The organism is Klebsiella sp. C360 (assembly GCF_048822415.1).
Classification (GTDB): domain Bacteria; phylum Pseudomonadota; class Gammaproteobacteria; order Enterobacterales; family Enterobacteriaceae; genus Klebsiella; species Klebsiella quasipneumoniae.
Window position 1 is genome coordinate 75,415 of sequence record NZ_JBMEZZ010000011.1, and the last position, 19,245, is coordinate 94,659.

The following is a 19,245-nucleotide window of genomic DNA, read 5'->3' on the forward strand; positions in this document are numbered from 1 at the left end:
AGGGTCATCCTTCAACATTCAGTCGCAATCGCTGTAGCGCAGGCACTGTCACATAAAGCACCTGCGGGCGACCAATCATGTCTCAGGATGTCAGGTATCGACGGGAGCAATACCAGTGGGTTAGCGTGCGCTGGCGACGATTTTCGCTTTCAGCCAGCCGAAGATAGGATCATTATCCAGCGAGCGGTGCCAGCCGATAAATTCGCGCATGACCGGCAGCGTCACCGGGACCGGGAAAAGACGCAGCGGCAGCATCGCCGCGTACTGCTCCGCCAGCCGCCGGTGCAGCGTGGCGATCCGCGAGGTGCCGATCAGCAGCTGCGGAACGCAGTGGTAGCTGTGGGTCACCACCTCGATACGGCGGCTCAGCCCCGACTCGGCAAACAGATTGCCCTCCAGCCCCGGCTGCCGCTCGCGGCCAAAGACCACCGACACGTGCCCCAGCTGTTGCCAGGCTTCAAGGGTCAGCGCCTCGCCGGTGTGGGGATTGTCCGCCCAGGCCAGGCAGACAAACTCTTCGTCAAACAGCGCTTCGGCGGGATGGTCGGCGGCCATAAAACGCTCCGGCGCCACGATGATATCCAGCTCGCCGCGGTTGAGCATGCCGGTGGACTGGGCGTCCGGCGAGAAAAACTCAAAGGTCATATTCGGCGCCTGCAGGTGTACCGCCTGCAGCGCATCCTTCAGCATCACGTTGATAACGTAATCCGAGGCCATAATGCGGAAATGGCGCTTACTGGTTGCCGGCTCATCCACCGGCCGGCGGGCAATGGAGGTCTGAATTTTCATCAGCACGTCGCGGACCGGCTCCCGCAGCTCTTCCGCCAGCGGCGTGGGCCGCATCTTTCTGCCCACCTGGGTGAGCAGATCGTCCTCAAAGTAGGTGCGTAGCCGGTTGAGCACCCCGCTGGTGGCAGACTGGGTCATATGCAACCGGCCCGCGGCGCGGGTGATGTTCTGTTCATCGAGTAACACATCCAGTGCCACCAGTAAGTTCAGATCAAGATGTTGGTAACGCATGGGTCCCCCGGCGAGAAATGGCGTGCTTATCCTGTGGCTTAATTTAACTTTTCTGCAACTTTTTGTTTTCAATTTCCACGGCGATATCGTTTTTTGCGATAGCGATCATTCTTTATCGCGATTAGTCAGCGCGCCGTTGGCCTGGTTAACGTCCTCTACTCTGTACCCTGGAGAAAACAGCTACGATGAACATCAATAACGTATTAATTGTTGGCGGCGGCATCGGCGGTCTGTGCACCGCCATCGCCCTCCGCCAGGCCGGCGTCGCCGTCGACGTGGTGGAGATCCAGCCGCAGTGGCGGGTCTACGGCGTCGGTATCATTCAGCAGAACAATGTCGTGCGGGAAATGCAGCGGCTTGGGGTGCTGGAACGCTATCTGGACGCCGCCTGGCCGTTTGACAGCGTCTCAGTGCACACCCTGAGCGGCCACCAGCTGGCCAGCTTTCCCGGCCAGCGGCTGGCGGGTGAACAGTTCCCGGCCAACGTCGGCATCTCCCGCCTGGCCCTGCACAACGTCCTCTGTTCCACCGCCCGGGAGCTGGGGGTCCGACTGACCACTGGCGAGAGTATTGACGCCTTTCGTCAGGTTGACGATGCCGTGGAGGTGAGCTTCAGCCGCGGCGGCCAGGGGCGCTACGATCTGCTGGTAGGCGCCGACGGGATCTACTCCCGGGTGCGCGGCATGCTGTATGGCGAGCGCTATCGTCCCCGCTTTACCGGTCAGGGCGTTTGGCGCTACAACTTTCCGCGTCCGCCGGAGGTGGACCATCTGATGTGCTTTATGGGCGAGAGCTGCAACTGCGGGCTGGTGCCGCTGGGGGAAGATCTGATGTATCTGTTTATCACCTCCCACGAAGCGGATAACCCCCGCTACGCCCGCGACCAGCTGGCGGCAGAGATGCGCCGCCGTCTGCCGCCCGGCGCGGGGTTACCGGGGAGCCTGCGGGAGCATATCGTTAACAACGACGAGGTCGTCTATAAGCCGCTGGAGGAGCTATTCGTCGACGATCACTGGTATCAGGGACGAGTCGTACTGGTGGGCGACGCGGTTCACGCTACCACCCCGCATCTCGGTCAGGGGGCGGGCATGGCGATTGAGGATGCCATCGTGCTGCGCGAAGCGCTGCAGCAGACCGACAGCGTCGCAGCCGCGCTGGCGCATTTTGACGCCCGCCGCCGGCCGCGCTGTCAGCAGATCTGGGCCGCCTCGCTGCAGGTGGGCGAGAGCGAGATCCACCGAGATCGCCATTTTGACCGTCAGCGGGCGATCGGCGATATGATGACCCTGACGGCGAGACCGATATAAACGACGCCCCCTCCGCCGGCCAGGCCGGCGGAGTATTCTCTTGTTCATTCGTCGACACGACCGCCCTCTCCCCTCTTTCACCAGACGCTCACCTTTCGCCATGGAAAATATACCGGCGTGCCTCGTGATATTTGACACCCCTCCATCATGATGGCTAAGGTATATTTCAGCCCGCCTTTATCATGGATAAGGAAAATACGGAGATGAATATTATTCCGACTGAGATCTTAAAATATGCTATCGCTATTATCCCGCTGATTATTCAAATTTTTGCCGTGCGTTCTGGCTGGGTATTCCCTAAAGATAAAATATTCACCTCGCGCAAAAACATCAGTGAGTTCGCCACGGCGCTGCATAAAAACAGCGACGACCCCGATCTGCAACGGATCGCGTACGAATATGGTATCGCCGCGCTGACCAAAGATAAAAACCTGACCATGGAACAAAGAAAAATACTGTTGAAATGCAAAAATCCGGTCAGCGATATTGATAATTACAGCAAATGCCAGCATTTAATTTCCGTCAATAATGAAAAGCGGATATTCAAATGGAAAAAGCGGGGCTATCGCTTCTGGCTCTATCGCAAATGCGTCGAAGTCATCAGTCTGGCGCTCTATTTTATTGGCGGCTTCTTAACGGCTCTGCCTTTCATCTATGAAGGCCTCGCCAGCCCGGCGGTGATTGAGCGGATTAATCATTTATCCCGTCTGCAAAAATTCTGTATGGCAAGTTATCTGTTCGCCTGCGGGGTTTGTCTGGCGCTGATCTGCCTGCACAAAATCTCCACCATCGCGATCGCGGAAAAAACCATTAAAGCGAATCGCTAACGACCACGCCGCCAGGCGACCTGTCCACATCAGCGGCGCCTAACCCTGTGGATAACCTGGAGGCAGTTGCCTGGCAGCCGCAGCCCGGGCGGGCTACCGGCTGCCGTTCGTTTTTTGAACAGGGAAACCGCCCCCGCCGGGCAGCGCGCTTAGGGCGAAAACCGCCACCACGGCGGAGGGAAGCGCCCGCCCCGCTTAATAATTCCACTTCGGCCGCGCCACCGTGTTCTTCTTCAGCAGATCGCGGAACGCTTTCAGATAGGGTTCATTGCTGCGCCCGCGCTTACAGATGGCCGAGAACGGCGACTGAAAGCCAAACTCGTTGGGCAACAGCACCCGCAGGCGGTTCTCTTTGATCCACGGCCAGGCGTAATGCTCCGGCAGATAGCCAATATATTTCCCCGAAAGAATCAGCAGCAGCTGGGCGTCGACGGTCTCAACGGTGGCGCTGCCTTTGCTGAAGCCCCGGCGGCGGAGATCGCTGGTGTTCCAGTAGCTGCGGGTCACCAGCGGACACTGGCTGATCTGCTCTTTATCGAGCTGGCGGCTGAAGAACATCGGGTGCAGATCGCTGCAATAGAGCCAGTGCTGCTCGCGATACAGCGGCTCGCTGATGATGTTATGCACCTGCGAGTTGTAGCTGCCGATGGCCAGGTCGATATGGTTGTTCAGCACCCCGTTCAGTTGCTCCGCCGGGGTGCGAATAATCAGTTTGATATGCACATGGGGAAATTTGTCGCTGAAGCTGCGCAAGACCACCGGCAGCGAGAGCGCCGTTTCGGTCTCGATGGAGTCGAGCGTCGAAATGCACAGGGTGCCGCTGTGCTCCCCTTTGAGCAGGGCCGACTGCCGCTCCAGCTCATTGAGTTCGCTCAGCACGCGGATCGCCTGCTGTAAAAACTGCTGTCCTTTTTCCGTTAAGGAAAAGCCGCCGCGCCCGCGCTGACAGAGGGTGAAGCCGAGCTGCCCCTCCAGTTGCGACATCGCATTGCTGATGGCGGAGACCGAAATGCCCAGCTCCTGCTGGGCCCGGCTGTAGCTCTCCAGGCGGGCCACCGCCTCGAAAACCTGCAGCTGGCGAATATTGAGGCTGGCGTCGTGATGCATCGTATTTAGTTCACCAATAAATGAACTGAGTATTTACGCCAGACGATGTAAAGTCCAGCGCGGGTTGCGCACTATCTCTCCTGTTACGTTTCATCCGTCAGATTCAGGAGCAGACATGGATAACCTCTTTCACCAACCGCAGGGTGGCAATGAGATGCCACGCTTCGCCGGCCGCGCCACGATGATGCGCCTGCCGTTTATCGAAGATTTACAGGGACTTGATGCGGCATTTGTCGGCATTCCGCTGGATATCGGCACCTCGCAGCGCTCAGGCACGCGCTACGGACCGCGCTATATTCGCGCCGAATCGGTGATGATCCGTCCGTACAATATGGCGACCGGCGCCGCGCCGTTCGACTCGCTGTCGGTAGCCGACATCGGCGATGTGCCGATCAATACCTACAGTTTGCTCAAATCGGTGCAAATTATTGAAGATTACTACACCGGTTTGAATAGTTATCCGCTGATCCCCCTCACCCTCGGCGGGGACCACACCATTACCCTGCCCATCCTGCGGGCGCTGACCAAAAAACATGGGCCGGTGGGGCTCATCCACGTCGACGCCCATACCGACACCAATGATGAGATGTTCGGTGAGAAAATCGCCCACGGCACCACCTTCCGCCGCGCCGTTGAGGAGGGATTGCTCGACCTCAAGCGGGTAGTGCAGATTGGCCAGCGCGCCCAGGGCTATGCCGCCGGGGACTTCCAGTGGGGCGTCGACCAGGGCTTTCGCCTGGTGCAGGCGGAGCAGTGCTGGCATACCTCGCTGGCGCCGCTGATGGCCGAAGTCCGCCAGCAGATGGGCGACGGGCCGGTGTATCTCAGCTTTGATATCGACAGCCTCGATCCTATCTGGGCCCCGGGAACCGGGACGCCGGAAGTCGGCGGCCTGACCTCCATTCAGGCGCTGGAGATCGTCCGCGGCTGCCGCGGCCTGAACCTGATTGGCGCCGATCTGGTTGAAGTCTCGCCCCCCTATGACGTGAGCGGTAATACCTCCCAGCTGGCGGCCAACCTGCTGTACGAGATGCTCTGCGTCCTGCCCGGCGTGAAGTACGCCTGAGGAAGCCGCCATGGAGCTGAAATGCTTTCGCACCCTCTGGGGAGTGACGACCCCCTGGCCGCAAACGCTGGATGAACTGCAGCGCGTCGGCTGCTGCGGTATCGAAGCCCGCGTCCCGTTAACCGCGGAGGAGCGGCGGCAGCTCGCCGACCGCCTGCAGGCGTCGGGGCTGGAGTATATCGCCATTCTCTTCAGCGGCGGCGGGGTGCTCCCCGCTCAGCATGAAACGCCGGAGCAGCATCTGGCGCGCCTGCGGATCCGCTTCGCCGAGGCCAGCGGCCTCAACCCGCGCTTTGTCAATCTGCTGGCGGGCAACGATCGCTGGCCGCTGGCGCAGCAGGTCGATTTTCTCGGCAAGGCGCACGAGCTGGCCGCCGGGTTTGGGTTGACCTGCAGCTTTGAAACCCATCGCGCCACCTCGCTGTACAGCCCGTGGCTCACCCTGGAGATCATTCAGCAGCTCCCCCAGCTGCGCTTTACCGCCGACATCAGCCACTGGGTGGTGGTCAGCGAGCGCCTGCTGGATGACCCCTGCGATGACTTCAGCGCCTTTATCGACCGCGTGCATCACGTGCAGGCCCGGGTGGGCTACGACCAGGGGCCGCAGGTGCCGCACCCGGCGGCGCCGGAGTATCAGCCGGCGCTGGCCTTTGCCGAGCGCTTCTGGGAGCAAATCTGGCATTCGCAGCGCCGGCGCGGCTACCCGCAGACCACCCTGACGCCGGAGTTTGGCGCCGACGGCTATCTGCACCATCTGCCGTTCACCAACGTTCCGGTGGCCGACCTCTGGTCGCTCAACGCCTGGATGGCCGCGCGCCAGCAGGCCCACTTTCAGCAGTTTTTAACGCTCACTGAACAGGAACCGCAGCCATGACCGCCGTGAAGCACGCTTTTACTGAACTCCCGACCATCGATATCCGCGATCTGGCCGGCGACGATCTCGCCAGGCGCCAGGCGGTGGCCGACGCCATCGGCCGCGCGGCGCGGGAGGTGGGCTTTTTCTACATCACCGGCCACGGCATCGACCCGGCGCTGATCGCCGGCGTCCGCGAGGCGGCGAAGCAGATCTTCGCTCTGCCGATGGCGGAGAAGATGAACTATTACATCGGCCGCTCCAAAAGCCATAAGGGCTACGTCCCGGAAGGAGAAGAGATCTACGGCGCCGGCAAGCCGGACCATAAAGAGGCCTTCGATATTGGCTTCCAGGCGGCGGACGACCATCCGCTGGTGCTCGCCGGTACGCCGCTGATCGGCGCCAACGAGTGGCCCGACCTGCCGGATTTCCGCGCGCGGGTGCTGGCCTACTACGACGCGGTCTTCGCCCTCGGCCACCGCCTGTTCGACGCTTTCGCCCTCGCGCTCGGTCTGCCGGAAGGGTATTTCAAACCGATGGTGACCTGCCCGCCGGCCAAGCTGCGGCTCATCCATTACCCGTTCGACGCCAGCGTCGAAGATGTTCCCGGAATTGGTGCACACACCGACTATGAGTGCTTCACCCTGCTGCTCGCCGACCAGCCCGGGCTTGAAGTCCTCAATGAAGAAAGCGTGTGGATCGACGCGCCTCCCGTCACGAACGCCGCCGGAGAAGAGGCGTTCGTGATCAATATCGGCGACATGCTGGAAGTGCTCAGCGCTGGCACATTTGTTGCTACAGCCCACCGGGTGCGCAAAGTGCCGCAGGAGCGGTACTCCTTCCCGCTGTTTTTCGCCTGCGATTACCACACGCTGATCCGCCCGCTGCCGACCTTTCTCGCCGCCGGAGAAGCCAGCGAATATCAGGAGCTGAGCATCGGCGAGCATATGTGGAGCCAGGCGCTGCAAACCTATCGCTATCTGCGCGAGAAGGTCAATCGCGGCGAGCTCCAGCTGCCGGCGCGCGCGCGCGGCACCCATACCTTTGGCCATCTGAAAAAACAGGCACAGCAAAAAAAACCCTAACCACCCGTGAGGATCCATGATGACTAGCACCCTGAAAAAAATCTCGCGCCGCGTCGCGCTTACCCTCGCCGTCAGCGCCTGTTTCTCCTCTGTCACCCAGGCGGCGGAACTGCTGACCGAGGGCGTCTTTAAGGTGGGGATGGAGGTCACCTACCCGCCGTTTGAGTCCTATGACAGCAATAACAACATCGTCGGTCTCGACCCCGAGTTCGCGACGCTGATTGCCGAGCATCTGCAGGCCAAACCGCAGCTGATCGACACCAAGTTCACCAGCCTGATCCTCGGCATCGGCAAGAAATATGATGCAGTGATCTCCGGGATGTACGTGACGCCGGAGCGCCAGAAGCAGGCCGACGCCATCCCTTACGCCCTTTCCGGCGCGTCGATCATTGCCCTGAAGGGCGGCGCGGCGCAGCCGAAAACCGAAGATGAGCTGTGCGGCGTGAAGGTCGGTCTGCAGGCAGGCACCACCTGGGTGACCAGCCTGAAAAAACACTCCGATGAGTGGTGCCTGAAAAACGGCAAACCGGCCATCACTATTCAGGAGTTCCCGACGGCGCCGGAAGCCTCCCAGGCGCTGCTGTCGAAGAACATCGACGCCCAGCTTGAGATAGCCCCGGCGGCGCAGATTATCGTCGATAAGAGCCGCGGTCGCCTGGGGATAAGCTCGACGCGCCTCGTCTACCCGCTGCCGCTGGGGATCTATGTCGCCAAAGGCAACACCGAGCTGGCGGAGGCGATCAAGGCCACCCTCGCCACGCTCAAAGCCAACGGCAAATATGCCGCGCTGATCAAAAAATACAACTTAGAAAGCATCGATTAAGACAATAAGCACTGCGCAACAGGAGTCAGTATGGCGTTCGATTGGGGATACTTTTTTTCATTATTTAGCATTGGGGCATTCTGGCAGGCGTGCGTGACGGTTATCGTAATCAGCACCTTGTCCTGGGGGATCGGCCTGGTGGTCGGTTTTCTGCTAGCCTGCGCGAAGCTCTCGGCGCCGCGCTGGATCAAGATCCCCGTCGAACTCTATATCTGGTTTTTCCGCAGCGTGCCGCTGATGGTGCTGCTGGTGTTTGTCTACAACCTGCCGCAGCTGTTTCCGCTGACCCAGCCGCTGCTCGGGGTGCCCTTTATCGCCGGGCTGGTGTCGATGACCGTCACCGAAGCGGCCTATATGGCGGAGATCCACCGCGGCGGGCTGTTGTCGGTGGCCAAAGGGCAAAGCGAGGCGGGCCATGCGCTGAGCTTCAGCTTTATCGGCATCCAGCGGCTGATTGTAATTCCTCAGGCGTTTCGCATCTCGTTGCCGACGCTGATCAATGAATACATCACCATCATTAAGCTGAGCTCGATTTTATCGGTGGTCTCCTTACCCGAGCTGCTGCTCACCGGCCAGCGCTTGTATGCGCAAAATTTCCTCGTGATGGAGACGCTGCTGGCGGTGGCCGTGTACTACGTCATGGTGGTTACCGTCTTCACCTGGCTGTTCCGGGCGCTGGAGAATAGCCTCGATATTCAGCGCAAGCGTCCGCAAACGCTCAGCGAGGCGGAATGCCAGGCGCTGCGCCAGAGCCTGCCGGCGATGACGGAAGCGATCAACACCCCGGCCGTCAACGGCGCGCCGCCGGCGCTGGATCTGCGGGGCATCCGCAAATCCTGGGGCCAGCATGAGGTGCTGAAAGGCATCGACCTGCAGGTGGATAACGGGGAGGTGATCAGCATCATCGGCCCGTCCGGCTCCGGCAAAACAACCCTGATCCGCACCATCAACGCCCTCGAAAGCATTGATGGCGGGGAGATCATTCTCTACGGCGAGGACTATCTGAAAGGCGGAGCCATCGTCAATAAGCGCCAGATGCGCGCCGGGGTGCGGCGCATCGGCATGGTCTTCCAGAGCTTCAACCTGTTCCCCCACCGCACGGTGCTCGACAACGTGATGCTGGCCCCGCGCTACCACCAGCTGCTGGATCAGCCGGTCGCCCGCGAGCAGGCCCTGGCGCTGCTCGACCGCGTCGGTCTGCTGGCCCATGCCCACAAGTACCCCGGACAGCTCTCCGGCGGCCAGCAGCAGCGCGTGGCGATCGCCCGGGCGCTGGCGCTGAAGCCGGACATCATGCTGTTTGACGAACCGACCTCAGCGCTGGATCCCGAGCTGGTGGGCGAGGTGCTGAAGGTCATTCAGTCGCTGGCCCGCGAAGGCATGACCATGCTGATTGTCACCCACGAGATGGATTTTGCCCTGTCGATTTCCGACCGCGTGGTGCTGATGGAGAACGGCGTGGTGCAGGCCGACATCGCCCCGCAGGTGATCCGCAGCCCGCTGGAGGCCCCTTCTCTGCAACGAATCCGTGAATTTATGGGAGTGCACTAAATGGCAACTGAGCAACACCTGCGCCAGCAGCTGGCCGCCGCCTACCGTCTGGCGGCGCTGTTCGGCTGGGAGGATACCCTCTACACCCACTTCTCCGTGCGCCTGCCCGGCGATGGCGAGCCGCGTTTTTTAATTAACCCCTTCGGCATGATGTTTGACGAAGTCACCGCCAGCAACCTGATCGTGGTGGATATGCAAGGCAAGGTCGTAGAGGGCGAGGCGCCGGCTAACTCGGCGGGCTTCACCATCCACAGCGCGGTGCATATGGCCCGGGAAGACGCCCACTGCGTGATCCACACCCATACCCTGCCGGGGATGGCGGTGGCCGCCTGCGAGGACGGCCTGCTGCAGCTCAACCAAATCAGCACTGAGTTTTACCAGCGCGTCGGCTACCACCCCTATGAAGGGGTGGCCTTTGACCTCGACGAACGGGCGCGCATTCAGCGCTCGCTGGGGAATAACATCGCCATGATCCTGCAGAGCCACGGCCTGCTGTCGGTGGGCCGTACCGTGGCTGACGCCTTTTACATCATGTTCTACCTCAATCGTGCCTGCGAGATCCAGATGGCCGCCGCCCAGCTGGCGGCCCTCAGCCCGATCCACACCATCGCCCCGCACCTCAGCCAGCACGCCTGCGAGCAGCTGATGGGCGTGGAGCATGAACGTCAACAGGTCTGGCAGGCGTGGTTGCGCCGTCTTGACCGTCTCGATACTTCTTACAAAGACTAACGCCTATGTCCGATATCACTATCGTGGTGGATTGTAACGACGCAGATTTCGCCCGCGATATCTGCGCCGCCCTGCAGCAGTTTCCCGACGTCACCGCGCTCCTGCCCCATCACCAGGCGGCGCGCGACGCGCAGTACGCCAGCTGCTGGTTCCCTAGCCCGCAGCTGTTGACCCGCTCGCCAGGGCTGAAGCTGATCCAGGCCGCGTCCGCCGGGGTCGATCATCTGCCGCCCGCGCTGTTCGCCAGCGATATCCCGCTGTGCCGGGTGATCGATGAGGACTTTCGTCACGGCATGTTCGAATATGCCCTGTGGGGCGTGCTGTGGTTCCAGCGTTATTTTGACCGGGCGCTGGCCCACCAGCGGACCCAAACCTGGAAGCTCTATCCCCAGCGCGCCGCCGCCGACTTCCATATCGGCATTATGGGCCTCGGCGAAATTGGCGGCTATATCGCCGACCAGCTGGCCCGCCTTGGCTATCGGGTCTCCGGCTGGTCGCGCAGTGAGAAGCAGCTGGCTGGCGTCACCTGCTACCGCGGCGAGGAGGCGCTCGACAGCTTCCTCGGGTCGCTTGACGGGCTGATTAACCTCCTGCCGCTCACCGCGCAGACCCGGGGTATTCTCGCCGCGCCGCTCTTCAGCCGGCTTCCCGCCGGGGCGGTGTTAATCAACTGCGGGCGTGGAGAGCATATGGTCAATGAGGATGTGCTGGCGGCGCTGGAGAGCGGCCAGCTCGCCGGAGCGGTGCTCGACGTCTTCCCGCAGGAGCCATTGCCGGCGGACGATCCGCTGTGGCGCCATCCGCAGGTGGTGATCACCCCGCATATGGCCTCTGCGGCCCCCGCCGAGGTGATCGCCCGCCAGCTGCTGGAGAACATTCAGCGCCAGCGTCGCGGGCTGCCGCTCAAAAACCTGGTCAATAAGCACGCCGGTTACTGATCCCCACCGATACCGCCGCTGCTACGCTTAATGGGAGATCCACAACCAGAAGGCAGGAACATGAAGATTGATTTATCGGGGAAAGTCGCGCTGGTCACCGCCTCCACGGCGGGTATTGGCTTTGCTATCGCCAAAGGCCTGGCGGAGAGCGGCGCAGAGATCATCCTTAACGGGCGCAGCGAGCAGAGTGTGAACGCCGCGATCGCCCGCTTGCAAAATGAGGTGCCGGGGGCGAAAGCGCGCGCCGCCGTCGCCGACCTCAGCGGCGCCGACGGCGCGGCACAGCTGCTGCAGGCCGTGACCGGCGTCGATATTCTGGTCAATAACGCCGGGATCTACGGCCCGCAGGATTTTTACGCCACCGATGACGCGACCTGGGAAAACTACTGGCAGACCAACGTCATGTCCGGCGTGCGCCTGTCGCGGGGGCTGCTGCCGGCGATGGTCAGTAAAGGCTGGGGGCGGGTGGTGTTTATCTCCTCGGAATCGGCGCGCAATATCCCGGCGGATATGATCCACTATGGCGTCACCAAGACCGCCCAGCTGTCGCTGGCCCGCGGCCTGGCGAAATATGTCGCCGGCAGCGGAGTGACCGTTAACAGCGTTCTGCCGGGGCCGACGATTTCCGACGGCTTTGCCGAAATGCTGAAAGACGAAGTGGCGAAAACCGGCCAGTCGCTGGAGGAACTGGCGAAAGCGTTTGTCATGACCCATCGTCCGAGTTCGGTGATCCAGCGGGCGGCCTCGGTGGAAGAGGTCGCCAATATGGTGGTTTACGTCTGCTCGCCGCAGGCGTCGGCCACCTCCGGCGCCGCGCTGCGCGTTGACGGCGGCGTGGTGGATGATATTCTCTGACGTCCTCTCATTCAGGGGAGTCCCCCTCCCCTGTCGTCTTTCCCGGCGCTAAAAAGCGCAAAACGTTAAAAAACCGCCGCAAAGTCGCACAAAGTGAACAGGAACATGTATTCCCAAAACTTATGATATTTGTTTTAAATATAAGTTGTGGTGTTAATGTCTCTGTTACGAAGCTTGCTTTTCTTTCTCGGCGCGGCGGTCGCGGCCGCCATCGCGGTACTCTGCCTGTGGGTGGATATTCGGGTATTTGGCAACGACATCCCGGAGGTGTCGCTCACCGAAGTGGTTCAGGAGAGCGTGCTGGCCGTCATCGTGCTGGTTCATCTTCTGCTGGCGCGCAAATATGCCCACCTGCGCTATAGCAATATCCTCATCGGCGGCTTCTTCCTCGCCATGCTGATCCGCGAACTGGATGGCCTGTTTGATTTACTCTCCCATGGCAGCTGGGTGTGGTTTGCCCTGCTGGCTACCGCAGGGTCCCTGCTGATGCCGCTGCGCCATTTGCGCCAGACCCTGTCGCAGCTGGCGGATTATACCCGCACCCCGTATTACGGGATGATGATCAGCGGCCTGCTGGCGATTCTGGTCTTCTCGCGGCTGTTCGGTATGCACGGCCTGTGGTACGCCGTGCTGGATGAGAACTACGCTCGGGTGGTGAAAAATACGGTGGAGGAAGGCAGCGAGTCGTTTGGCTATATGCTGTGCCTGACCGCCACCCTCGGCTACGCCTGCTACTTCCGCGACCTGGCGCGACAGACGCTGTCGCCGCAGCGCTGACCGCGGCCGACAACCACCGCCGGACGCGCCCGTCGGCGGTGGGGCGCCTCAGCGCTTAACCGCGAATTTTCCACTTCCGTTTGAGAACCTCTTTATCCTGGCTATCCAGCCACTGGTTCACTTTCTCCAGCAGCGCCGGATTATCTTTACTCATCATATACACCTTGTCGCTGGCGGTGCCGGCGAACGGCGTCTCGTTGGCGACGCAGAACACGCCGGGCTCTTTGCTCTGGTAATAGTCACCTTCGATCAGATCGGTCACCATCATATCGGCCGTTTTCTGCCGCAGCGCCTCCAGGTTATCGACGTTGTTCTTCACGCGAATGATCTGCGCCTGCTTAATATGCTCATCGACAAAGCTCTGGTTGGTGCCGCCAGGGTTGACGACCACCTTCACCTCCGGACGGTCTATCTTCGCCAGCGATCCAAGCCGGGGGGCGGCCTGACAGTTGGCTAAGGCGATTTTACCGTTCGCCACCACCGGGTGGCTGAGGGCGAACTCCTTCGCCCGCGCCGGGGTCTGCGTCACGCCGCCCATCGCAATATCAAACTTGTCCGCCTGCAGATCGGCGGCGAGCGCCGGCCAGCTGGTGTAGACGAAGCTCACCTTCAGCCCCAGCGTGCGCCCGAGATCGCGGGCCATGTCCACGTCATAGCCCTGCAGCTCGCCGGCGGCATTGCGAAACGCCAGCGGGGCGTAGTCGCCCGGCACGCCGACCTTCAGTTCACCGCTGCGCTCAATGGTTTGCATATCGCGCGCCTGGGCGCCGCAGGTCATTATCGCCAGCGTCAGCGCCAGCCCCACCGTCAGTTTCATCTCGCCATCCTTATTGTTATCGGGTTTTTGCGCCGGGGTGGCCGGCCGCTTCTCAGTCAACATCATCCGCAGCGCGTAACAGGGAATTCATCCTATTTTTAAACATCGGGACATACAACCCGACGATCGGGTTGCCGATCGCAAATCTGACAACGAAACAGGGCTATCGCCCGGTGAATGATTTCTCATCCGCCGGGCGTAGCTTTACGCCGGCGATCGTATTTTCCAGACTGACGCCGTGCCGAATTAAGCACAAAAAACAGCAGCAAGAGAGAAGCAACCAATTGAATAAATTAATAATTTATTTAAATGCATGATATTTCGAGTTCAGACATCGACAACTACCGTCTTATTTACTCCAGCATTCCTCCACAGTACTATCCCGGAAAACGCAGGTAATAAATAACAAGCATATATTAATTCCAGGCGACAATATATTTGCCAAATAAATGAATTAATAAAAAACATGCCCGATTAAAGTCATTTTGTGCCGTATCTGACCCGAAAAATAATGACCCTGGCGCCAGGTTTACCGGCACGACAGGAGGAATGAACATGAAAATAACCACCCTGGGTCTGGCGATGCTCTTCGTCGGACTGGCCGCCGGCCCGGTTTACGCGGCCGACGGCACGCTAAATTTCATCGGCAGGGTCGTGAACGGCGCCTGCAAACTCGAAGGGGCGGGCAATAACGGGGTCATCGACATCAGCATGGGCGATATTCCGCTGGCGAGACTGAAAAACAGCCAGTCGGGTACCGGGCCAGCGGTCGGCGTCGATATTCGCGTCAAAGATTGCGAGAAAGGCACCTACTACATTGTGGTGGATGGCCCCTCTCCCACCGCCACGCCTGAAAATCATGTGCTGGCCCTCAACGATAGCGGTAAGCCGGCCGGCAGCGTGGGTATTCTGCTCACCGACCGTACGGGGACGCCGCTCGGCCTCGATGCACACCTCGATCCACAGCACGATCCCCGCATTGAGATCCCGGTGGACGGCGGCTCCGGCACCTTCAGTCTGAAAGCCTTCTATTACACCTGGGATAAAGCCCACGTACTCCCCGGCGACGGCAACGCAACGGCCCGGTTTACCATTATGCAGGAATAGCTTCCCGGTCAGGGATGAGACGTAAAGGGAGCGAAGATGAAAATACAGCTGGCTGTGCTGTTGAGCGCCATGACCTTTCAGGCCTGCGCCGGGATCACCATCGATGCCACGCGGGTGGTCTACTCAGGAAAAGACAAAGCCGCCACCCTGAACATTCATAACCGCAGCCGCACACCCTATAAAGTGCAGATCTGGCTGGACGCCGGGCTCAACAGGTCGCGCGTCGGCCTGCCGATGGTGGCGACCCCGCCGCTGGTCTATTTATCCCCCCAGCAAACCGCCCAGCTGCGCTTTATCTATCTCGGCGGCGGGCTCCCCGCCGATCGGGAAAGCCTGTACTGGGTCAATATTCAGGAGAATCCGCCGCCGTCAGACGGTAACCATACGCTGCAGTTTATCGTCCGCACCCGCCTGAAGCTCTTTTATCGTCCTCCCGCCATCGCCACCACCCTCGCCAGAGAGGTGCGAAAGCTGCAGTGGCAGCAGAGCGGCAATAACCTGCGCTTGACTAACTCAGGCCCACTGCATATCACCCTGGTCAACGGGGCGCTGATCGATAATAAAGGCCACATTTCGCCGATGAGAAACGTGATGCTCCGGCCGTACAGCAGCTATACCGTGTCAACGACCGACAGCGCTCGCCTGTACAAGCTGAACTATATCGACGATGACGGCGCGGTGGTGGCGATCCCCCTTCAGGCGGCCTATGCTCCGGCCCCACGCTAGTTATACTCGAGGGCGAAGGTCACCATGCTGTCGGCTGTGCCCGCCGTCACCGTGGCGTCAGTTTGCACATACTGGGCGTTAAAATTGATGGCCTCAGCCGTGCCGGCGTTACTGCCGGTTACCCTTTTCAGGATCGGCAAGTTGCTGGCCTCATTGATTTTAACGCTGGCGCCATCGGACACTGCCGCGCCGGGGTTATTGCCGTAGGTCAGCTTCACGCCGACGCCGCTGGCGCTGTTGCTGGCCTTGCTTAGCGCCAGGGTATCACTCTCCACGCTGACGCCGAAAAAGCCGATGCGCACATCGGTCGGCGTCGGACAGAACACCGGGATCGAAAAGCGCTTCGCCTGGCCGCCGGTGCTCCCTTTACCGTGAAACTCCGCCCGGTTTACCGTGCCCAGACTGACCTGGATCGTTGAGGTCGCCACCTGGCAGCTGCCGCTGCTGCCAATGTCCACGTTCAGGGCGGCGATATCAATGCTGACCGGCGCGCTGGCGACAAAGCCGGCGTTTCCGTTGGCCTGCTGTTCAATGGTCACCTCCCCCACCTGCGGCAGCGGCGACGAGTTGGTATGCGTCCCGTCCGCCAGCTGTACCGTACCGGTCTTATAGAAGGTTACCGCGATCCTGACCGTCGTCTGCTGCTGCGTCATGAGCGCCGGGAGCATCGTGCTGTCGCAGACCACCACCGACTCGCCGCCAGCGGAGTGGCTGCCGTCGATAGCGCGCATCGGGCCGCCGGCGCACTGGAAGCTAAGCGAGTAGCCGATGCCATTGATGGCGCTGGGGTAGACGTGCTGTCCGTTAATCACCACCGGCGAGCCGCCGGTTTTCAGCTGCTTATAGACAATGCGTTTGGCGCTCGCCGTCGGCAGCTGCAGGTCGCAGGAAAAGGGGATCCCGCTGCCGTTATCCGCCATCGCGCTGGTCATCTGGGTATTGACCGGCAGCGTGGGCAAATACTTGATATTGGGAATATTGACGGTGGTCTGGCCGATATTCGCGCGGCAGTTTTCAGCCCGCGCGCCGGGAAGATAGCCGCTCAGCGCCAGCAAAAAGAGAAAAGGAAGTAGACGAAAAACAGATTTCATAGCCGCCTCAGCGTGACTGGCACAGCCCGGAGACGGTTTTCACCGTATTCAGACTCTGCTGTGGGTTATCCGCAAGATGAAAATGCATCGTGCAACTCTGCGACTGGTTATTGACGACCCAGCTCACCGCCAGGGTTCCCTCCTGCGGCACGCCGCTGAGGTACACTTGACCGCCGTCGGCTACCATGCCGCCCGGCGCATTGCCGCTCTCCTCCGTCCCGACCAACCGTGCGCTGGCGCCAAAGGGTAACGGCCCCTGCGCATTGCGCAGGGTAAATAGCACCCGGTTGCCTATGCGGGTCCGGTAGTTGGCCATCACCACCGCGCCGCCGCCGGGGATCACCGTCTGACCCTGCTGGTCGACGTCGGTATCATCCGCCATCGACTCTGTGTCGAGGGTAATGACATTTTTCCGGTAGGTGGTCAGAGACGGCACCACGGCATAGCCGCGCCAGTCGGTGTGCACATTGTTGCCGTTTTGCACCGCCACGCCGGCAGCCCCCGGCGCGCGGACGATGGCGAAGCTCTCACCCACCGTCTGACCGAAGGTCACGCCGTGCGGATGCGCGACCACCGAGCCGGCGCCTCCCCAGGTCAGCTGATTACTGGCGGCGTCATGGCGATAGCCGAGCTGCGCGTTGCCGAAGCCGCCGTGGTAGTCCAGGGCGACGCTGCTGTTGGTGCCCCGCCCCTGGTTGCCGTAGCCCTGCTGAACCGAGTAGAACAGATTCGGCCGCGTCGGCACCGCGCCATACAGCGACACCTGCTGCGAGGTATAGCCATTGCTGTCCGAGGTGGTGTTGTAGCTCACCGCGCTGTCGGACAGCGGACCGCCCAGCGGAATATTGATATTGAAAGACCAGGAGCGGTCATTTTTTTGCTGGCCGCTGGCGCGGGTGTAGTAATAGCCCACGCCCCAGGAGATCCCTTTCCAGGCGCTGTAGAACCCGAGATGCACCGTCTCATCCCGACTCTGCCGGTGCCAGTATTCCTGCGACCAGGCGGAAACCGCCAGACTGCCCAGACCGCCGAGGCGTTGTGACACCGACACTTCCTCCCGGCGGCGCCGGTTGTCCACCTGCCCCTGCGCGCTTTCGAGGGCGCTGGCTTCGGCAAAATCGTAATAGCCGCTGGAGGAGTAGCGATAGCTGGCGAGGCTGAACGTGGTGCCCGAGCTGACGAAATCTTTCTGATACTGAGCGCGCAGCGAATGGCCCGCATAGCGCTTGCCCGACGGCGTACGGGTGACGGCCTGGGTGACGTCGCCTCCCAGCGAACCGAACTCGCCAAAGCCGCGGCCCAGGCCCAGCGCCCACGACTGATAGTCCTGGGCCAGCTGCGTGCCGCCGTAGAGGGTAAATCCCGCCGACAGACCATAGAACAGGGTGCCCTGCAGGAATTCCGGCGAGCGCACCGAATCCGCCCCGGAGTGGTAGCGACCGGCGCTGAGGCTGAATTTGCCGCGCCCTTCGCGCAGCATATACGGCACGGCGGAATAGGGCTGGGTAAAGGTGCGCACCGAACCATTGCTCTCGGTCACCTTCACCTCCAGATCGCCGCTCTGCGAGGTGGGATAAAGATCGCTGATGGCGAACGCCCCCGGCGACACGAAGGTTTCGTAGATCACATACCCGTGCTGGGAGACGGTCACTTTGGCATTGCTGTGCGCCACGCCGCGGATGGTAGGGGCAAAGCCGCGCTGGCTGTCCGGGAGCATCTCATCGTCAGACATCAGCTGGACGCCGCGAAACGGGATGCTGTCAAACACATCGCCGGTGGTGTAAGTATCGCCGATCCGCAGCAGACTCTTCAGCGAGCGGACGTCGCGCTGCAGCCAGGTGCTCTGTGAATCCCAGTGTCGGCGCTGCTGGTCGTACTGCATTGAGGAGATATTGCGCAGCCGCCAGGCGCCCAGGTTCACGCCGCTGCGTAAATTGAGATAGTTTGAGCGGCTGCTCTCCCCTTCATCGGCATTCTTTATCTGCGCGCCGGAAAAATAGTAATCGACAAACGCGGCCGGCACGCCATCGTCCCAGCGCGAGGGATCGACATAGCCGCGGCTTTGCACGTTCATCGCCGCCTGGGGAATGCTCAGCGTCAGGCGCTGGTTAGCGAAGGTGAAGCGGCTGCTGGCGTCGGGAATAAACTTCTCGATCCGGGTGAAGGTCTCACCTTCATGCAGCGTTTGAAAAGCCGGAAACGCGCTGACGTTGACCCCATAATCCGCCAGCTGCCCGGGCGTCAGCACCGGCTGCAGCTGCCCGCCATCGTCAACAAAGGTGATATTGGCCTGGCCCAGCTCCTGGTCGTTAACCACCACGGTGACAGGATAAGTCCCCGGCTGCTGCCCGCCGGGTTTGGCGAAGTAGTGCAGATCGGAGGTTTGCTGCTGCGGGTCGGCAAACTCCAGCGCCGCCGGATCAAAATAGTCGTCGGCCAGCGCCCGGCTCAGCGGGCTGAGACAGCACATCATCGTCGGCAGCGTCGCCAGCGCCAGCGCCCGTCCGGCGGTGACGGGCAACGCGGCATACTCCCGCACCCTGGCTGTTGTTATTCTTTTCATGCT

General features: G+C 61.0%; 18 protein-coding genes. 13 read left to right on the plus strand and 5 right to left on the minus strand.

Translation table 11 applies throughout. The features are described 5' to 3' along the window. Positions 1–120: 120 nt before the first annotated feature. Entirely contained in the window at positions 121–1,020 is a 900-nt protein-coding gene (locus tag ACOI7D_RS22450) for a LysR family transcriptional regulator (protein WP_023290720.1), read from the minus strand. Positions 1,021–1,205: 185 nt separating this feature from the next. Here ACOI7D_RS22450 and ACOI7D_RS22455 point away from each other — a divergent pair, with 185 nt between their 5' ends. Beyond that, the gene (locus ACOI7D_RS22455) at positions 1,206–2,327 is read left to right on the plus strand and encodes an FAD-dependent oxidoreductase (protein ID WP_109547028.1); all 1,122 of its coding nucleotides are present in this window, start codon (positions 1,206–1,208) and stop codon (positions 2,325–2,327) included. A gap of 203 nt (positions 2,328–2,530) precedes the next feature. Next, complete coding sequence (locus ACOI7D_RS22460; RefSeq protein ID WP_109547027.1) at positions 2,531–3,154, plus strand: hypothetical protein; 624 nt, start codon at positions 2,531–2,533, stop codon at positions 3,152–3,154. A 195-nt stretch (positions 3,155–3,349) separates the two neighbouring features. Here ACOI7D_RS22460 and ACOI7D_RS22465 read toward each other — a convergent pair whose 3' ends face one another. Next, positions 3,350–4,261 (minus strand): LysR family transcriptional regulator, encoded by a 912-nt coding sequence (locus ACOI7D_RS22465; protein WP_002914199.1) that lies wholly within the window; start codon positions 4,259–4,261, stop codon positions 3,350–3,352. A 115-nt stretch (positions 4,262–4,376) separates the two neighbouring features. Between ACOI7D_RS22465 and speB the strand changes: the two genes are divergently transcribed. The 9 genes from speB to ACOI7D_RS22510 all read left to right on the plus strand — a co-directional run bounded on the left by speB (position 4,377) and on the right by ACOI7D_RS22510 (position 12,938). Then, positions 4,377–5,327 (plus strand): agmatinase, encoded by a 951-nt coding sequence (gene speB / locus ACOI7D_RS22470; protein WP_004145693.1) that lies wholly within the window; start codon positions 4,377–4,379, stop codon positions 5,325–5,327. Between the two features lie 10 nt (positions 5,328–5,337). Further along, positions 5,338–6,201: a sugar phosphate isomerase/epimerase family protein gene (locus tag ACOI7D_RS22475; protein ID WP_049013838.1), complete on the plus strand. Its 864-nt coding sequence runs from the start codon at positions 5,338–5,340 to the stop codon at positions 6,199–6,201. Next, entirely contained in the window at positions 6,198–7,265 is a 1,068-nt protein-coding gene (locus ACOI7D_RS22480) for an isopenicillin N synthase family dioxygenase (RefSeq protein WP_023290725.1), read from the plus strand. The genes ACOI7D_RS22475 and ACOI7D_RS22480 overlap by 4 nt, the downstream gene beginning before the upstream one ends. A 19-nt stretch (positions 7,266–7,284) precedes the next feature. Next, complete coding sequence (locus ACOI7D_RS22485; protein WP_023290726.1) at positions 7,285–8,088, plus strand: ABC transporter substrate-binding protein; 804 nt, start codon at positions 7,285–7,287, stop codon at positions 8,086–8,088. Between the two features lie 30 nt (positions 8,089–8,118). Then, positions 8,119–9,639 carry an amino acid ABC transporter permease/ATP-binding protein gene (locus ACOI7D_RS22490; RefSeq protein ID WP_281166492.1) on the plus strand — a complete coding sequence of 507 codons (1,521 nt, stop codon included), beginning with the start codon at positions 8,119–8,121 and terminating at the stop codon, positions 9,637–9,639. Then, positions 9,640–10,368 (plus strand): class II aldolase/adducin family protein, encoded by a 729-nt coding sequence (locus ACOI7D_RS22495; protein ID WP_032453783.1) that lies wholly within the window; start codon positions 9,640–9,642, stop codon positions 10,366–10,368. It begins immediately after the preceding gene. A 5-nt stretch (positions 10,369–10,373) separates the two neighbouring features. Next, positions 10,374–11,306 (plus strand): 2-hydroxyacid dehydrogenase, encoded by a 933-nt coding sequence (locus ACOI7D_RS22500; protein ID WP_044524446.1) that lies wholly within the window; start codon positions 10,374–10,376, stop codon positions 11,304–11,306. A gap of 60 nt (positions 11,307–11,366) precedes the next feature. After that, entirely contained in the window at positions 11,367–12,161 is a 795-nt protein-coding gene (locus ACOI7D_RS22505; protein WP_087827202.1) for an SDR family NAD(P)-dependent oxidoreductase, read from the plus strand. A 156-nt stretch (positions 12,162–12,317) separates the two neighbouring features. Continuing rightward, positions 12,318–12,938 (plus strand): hypothetical protein, encoded by a 621-nt coding sequence (locus ACOI7D_RS22510; RefSeq protein WP_023290731.1) that lies wholly within the window; start codon positions 12,318–12,320, stop codon positions 12,936–12,938. Positions 12,939–12,993: 55 nt separating this feature from the next. Here ACOI7D_RS22510 and ACOI7D_RS22515 read toward each other — a convergent pair whose 3' ends face one another. Next, complete coding sequence (locus tag ACOI7D_RS22515) at positions 12,994–13,818, minus strand: transporter substrate-binding domain-containing protein (RefSeq protein ID WP_226453113.1); 825 nt, start codon at positions 13,816–13,818, stop codon at positions 12,994–12,996. A 492-nt stretch (positions 13,819–14,310) separates the two neighbouring features. On the opposite strand from ACOI7D_RS22515, the gene ACOI7D_RS22520 reads away from it, so the two are divergent. Both ACOI7D_RS22520 and ACOI7D_RS22525 read left to right on the plus strand, forming a co-directional pair. Next, complete coding sequence (locus ACOI7D_RS22520) at positions 14,311–14,862, plus strand: fimbrial protein (RefSeq protein WP_109547026.1); 552 nt, start codon at positions 14,311–14,313, stop codon at positions 14,860–14,862. A 36-nt stretch (positions 14,863–14,898) separates the two neighbouring features. Continuing rightward, the gene (locus ACOI7D_RS22525; protein WP_023290734.1) at positions 14,899–15,588 is read left to right on the plus strand and encodes a molecular chaperone; all 690 of its coding nucleotides are present in this window, start codon (positions 14,899–14,901) and stop codon (positions 15,586–15,588) included. Here the strand turns inward: ACOI7D_RS22525 and ACOI7D_RS22530 are convergent. Both ACOI7D_RS22530 and ACOI7D_RS22535 read right to left on the minus strand, forming a co-directional pair. Next, a complete protein-coding gene (locus tag ACOI7D_RS22530; RefSeq protein WP_109547025.1) occupies positions 15,585–16,679 on the minus strand; it encodes a fimbrial protein in 1,095 nt (364 codons plus the stop codon). The two genes, ACOI7D_RS22525 and ACOI7D_RS22530, sit on opposite strands and share 4 nt — an antisense overlap. A gap of 7 nt (positions 16,680–16,686) precedes the next feature. After that, complete coding sequence (locus ACOI7D_RS22535; RefSeq protein ID WP_049013863.1) at positions 16,687–19,242, minus strand: fimbria/pilus outer membrane usher protein; 2,556 nt, start codon at positions 19,240–19,242, stop codon at positions 16,687–16,689. Positions 19,243–19,245: the final 3 nt, after the last annotated feature.

Excerpts from the sequence above, each read along its gene's own strand:
- ACOI7D_RS22495 (WP_032453783.1), top strand. The coding sequence starts at position 9,640 with ATGGCAACTGAGCAACACCTGCGCCAGCAGCTGGCCGCCGCCTACCGT.
- speB (WP_004145693.1), top strand. The coding sequence starts at position 4,377 with ATGGATAACCTCTTTCACCAACCGCAGGGTGGCAATGAGATGCCACGC.
- ACOI7D_RS22460 (WP_109547027.1), top strand. The coding sequence starts at position 2,531 with ATGAATATTATTCCGACTGAGATCTTAAAATATGCTATCGCTATTATC.
- ACOI7D_RS22515 (WP_226453113.1), bottom strand. The coding sequence starts at position 13,818 with ATGTTGACTGAGAAGCGGCCGGCCACCCCGGCGCAAAAACCCGATAAC.
- ACOI7D_RS22505 (WP_087827202.1), top strand. The coding sequence starts at position 11,367 with ATGAAGATTGATTTATCGGGGAAAGTCGCGCTGGTCACCGCCTCCACG.
- ACOI7D_RS22490 (WP_281166492.1), top strand. The coding sequence starts at position 8,119 with ATGGCGTTCGATTGGGGATACTTTTTTTCATTATTTAGCATTGGGGCA.
- ACOI7D_RS22455 (WP_109547028.1), top strand. The coding sequence starts at position 1,206 with ATGAACATCAATAACGTATTAATTGTTGGCGGCGGCATCGGCGGTCTG.
- ACOI7D_RS22500 (WP_044524446.1), top strand. The coding sequence starts at position 10,374 with ATGTCCGATATCACTATCGTGGTGGATTGTAACGACGCAGATTTCGCC.
- ACOI7D_RS22485 (WP_023290726.1), top strand. The coding sequence starts at position 7,285 with ATGACTAGCACCCTGAAAAAAATCTCGCGCCGCGTCGCGCTTACCCTC.
- ACOI7D_RS22535 (WP_049013863.1), bottom strand. The coding sequence starts at position 19,242 with ATGAAAAGAATAACAACAGCCAGGGTGCGGGAGTATGCCGCGTTGCCC.
- ACOI7D_RS22480 (WP_023290725.1), top strand. The coding sequence starts at position 6,198 with ATGACCGCCGTGAAGCACGCTTTTACTGAACTCCCGACCATCGATATC.
- ACOI7D_RS22530 (WP_109547025.1), bottom strand. The coding sequence starts at position 16,679 with ATGAAATCTGTTTTTCGTCTACTTCCTTTTCTCTTTTTGCTGGCGCTG.
- ACOI7D_RS22510 (WP_023290731.1), top strand. The coding sequence starts at position 12,318 with ATGTCTCTGTTACGAAGCTTGCTTTTCTTTCTCGGCGCGGCGGTCGCG.
- ACOI7D_RS22525 (WP_023290734.1), top strand. The coding sequence starts at position 14,899 with ATGAAAATACAGCTGGCTGTGCTGTTGAGCGCCATGACCTTTCAGGCC.
- ACOI7D_RS22465 (WP_002914199.1), bottom strand. The coding sequence starts at position 4,261 with ATGCATCACGACGCCAGCCTCAATATTCGCCAGCTGCAGGTTTTCGAG.
- ACOI7D_RS22475 (WP_049013838.1), top strand. The coding sequence starts at position 5,338 with ATGGAGCTGAAATGCTTTCGCACCCTCTGGGGAGTGACGACCCCCTGG.
- ACOI7D_RS22520 (WP_109547026.1), top strand. The coding sequence starts at position 14,311 with ATGAAAATAACCACCCTGGGTCTGGCGATGCTCTTCGTCGGACTGGCC.
- ACOI7D_RS22450 (WP_023290720.1), bottom strand. The coding sequence starts at position 1,020 with ATGCGTTACCAACATCTTGATCTGAACTTACTGGTGGCACTGGATGTG.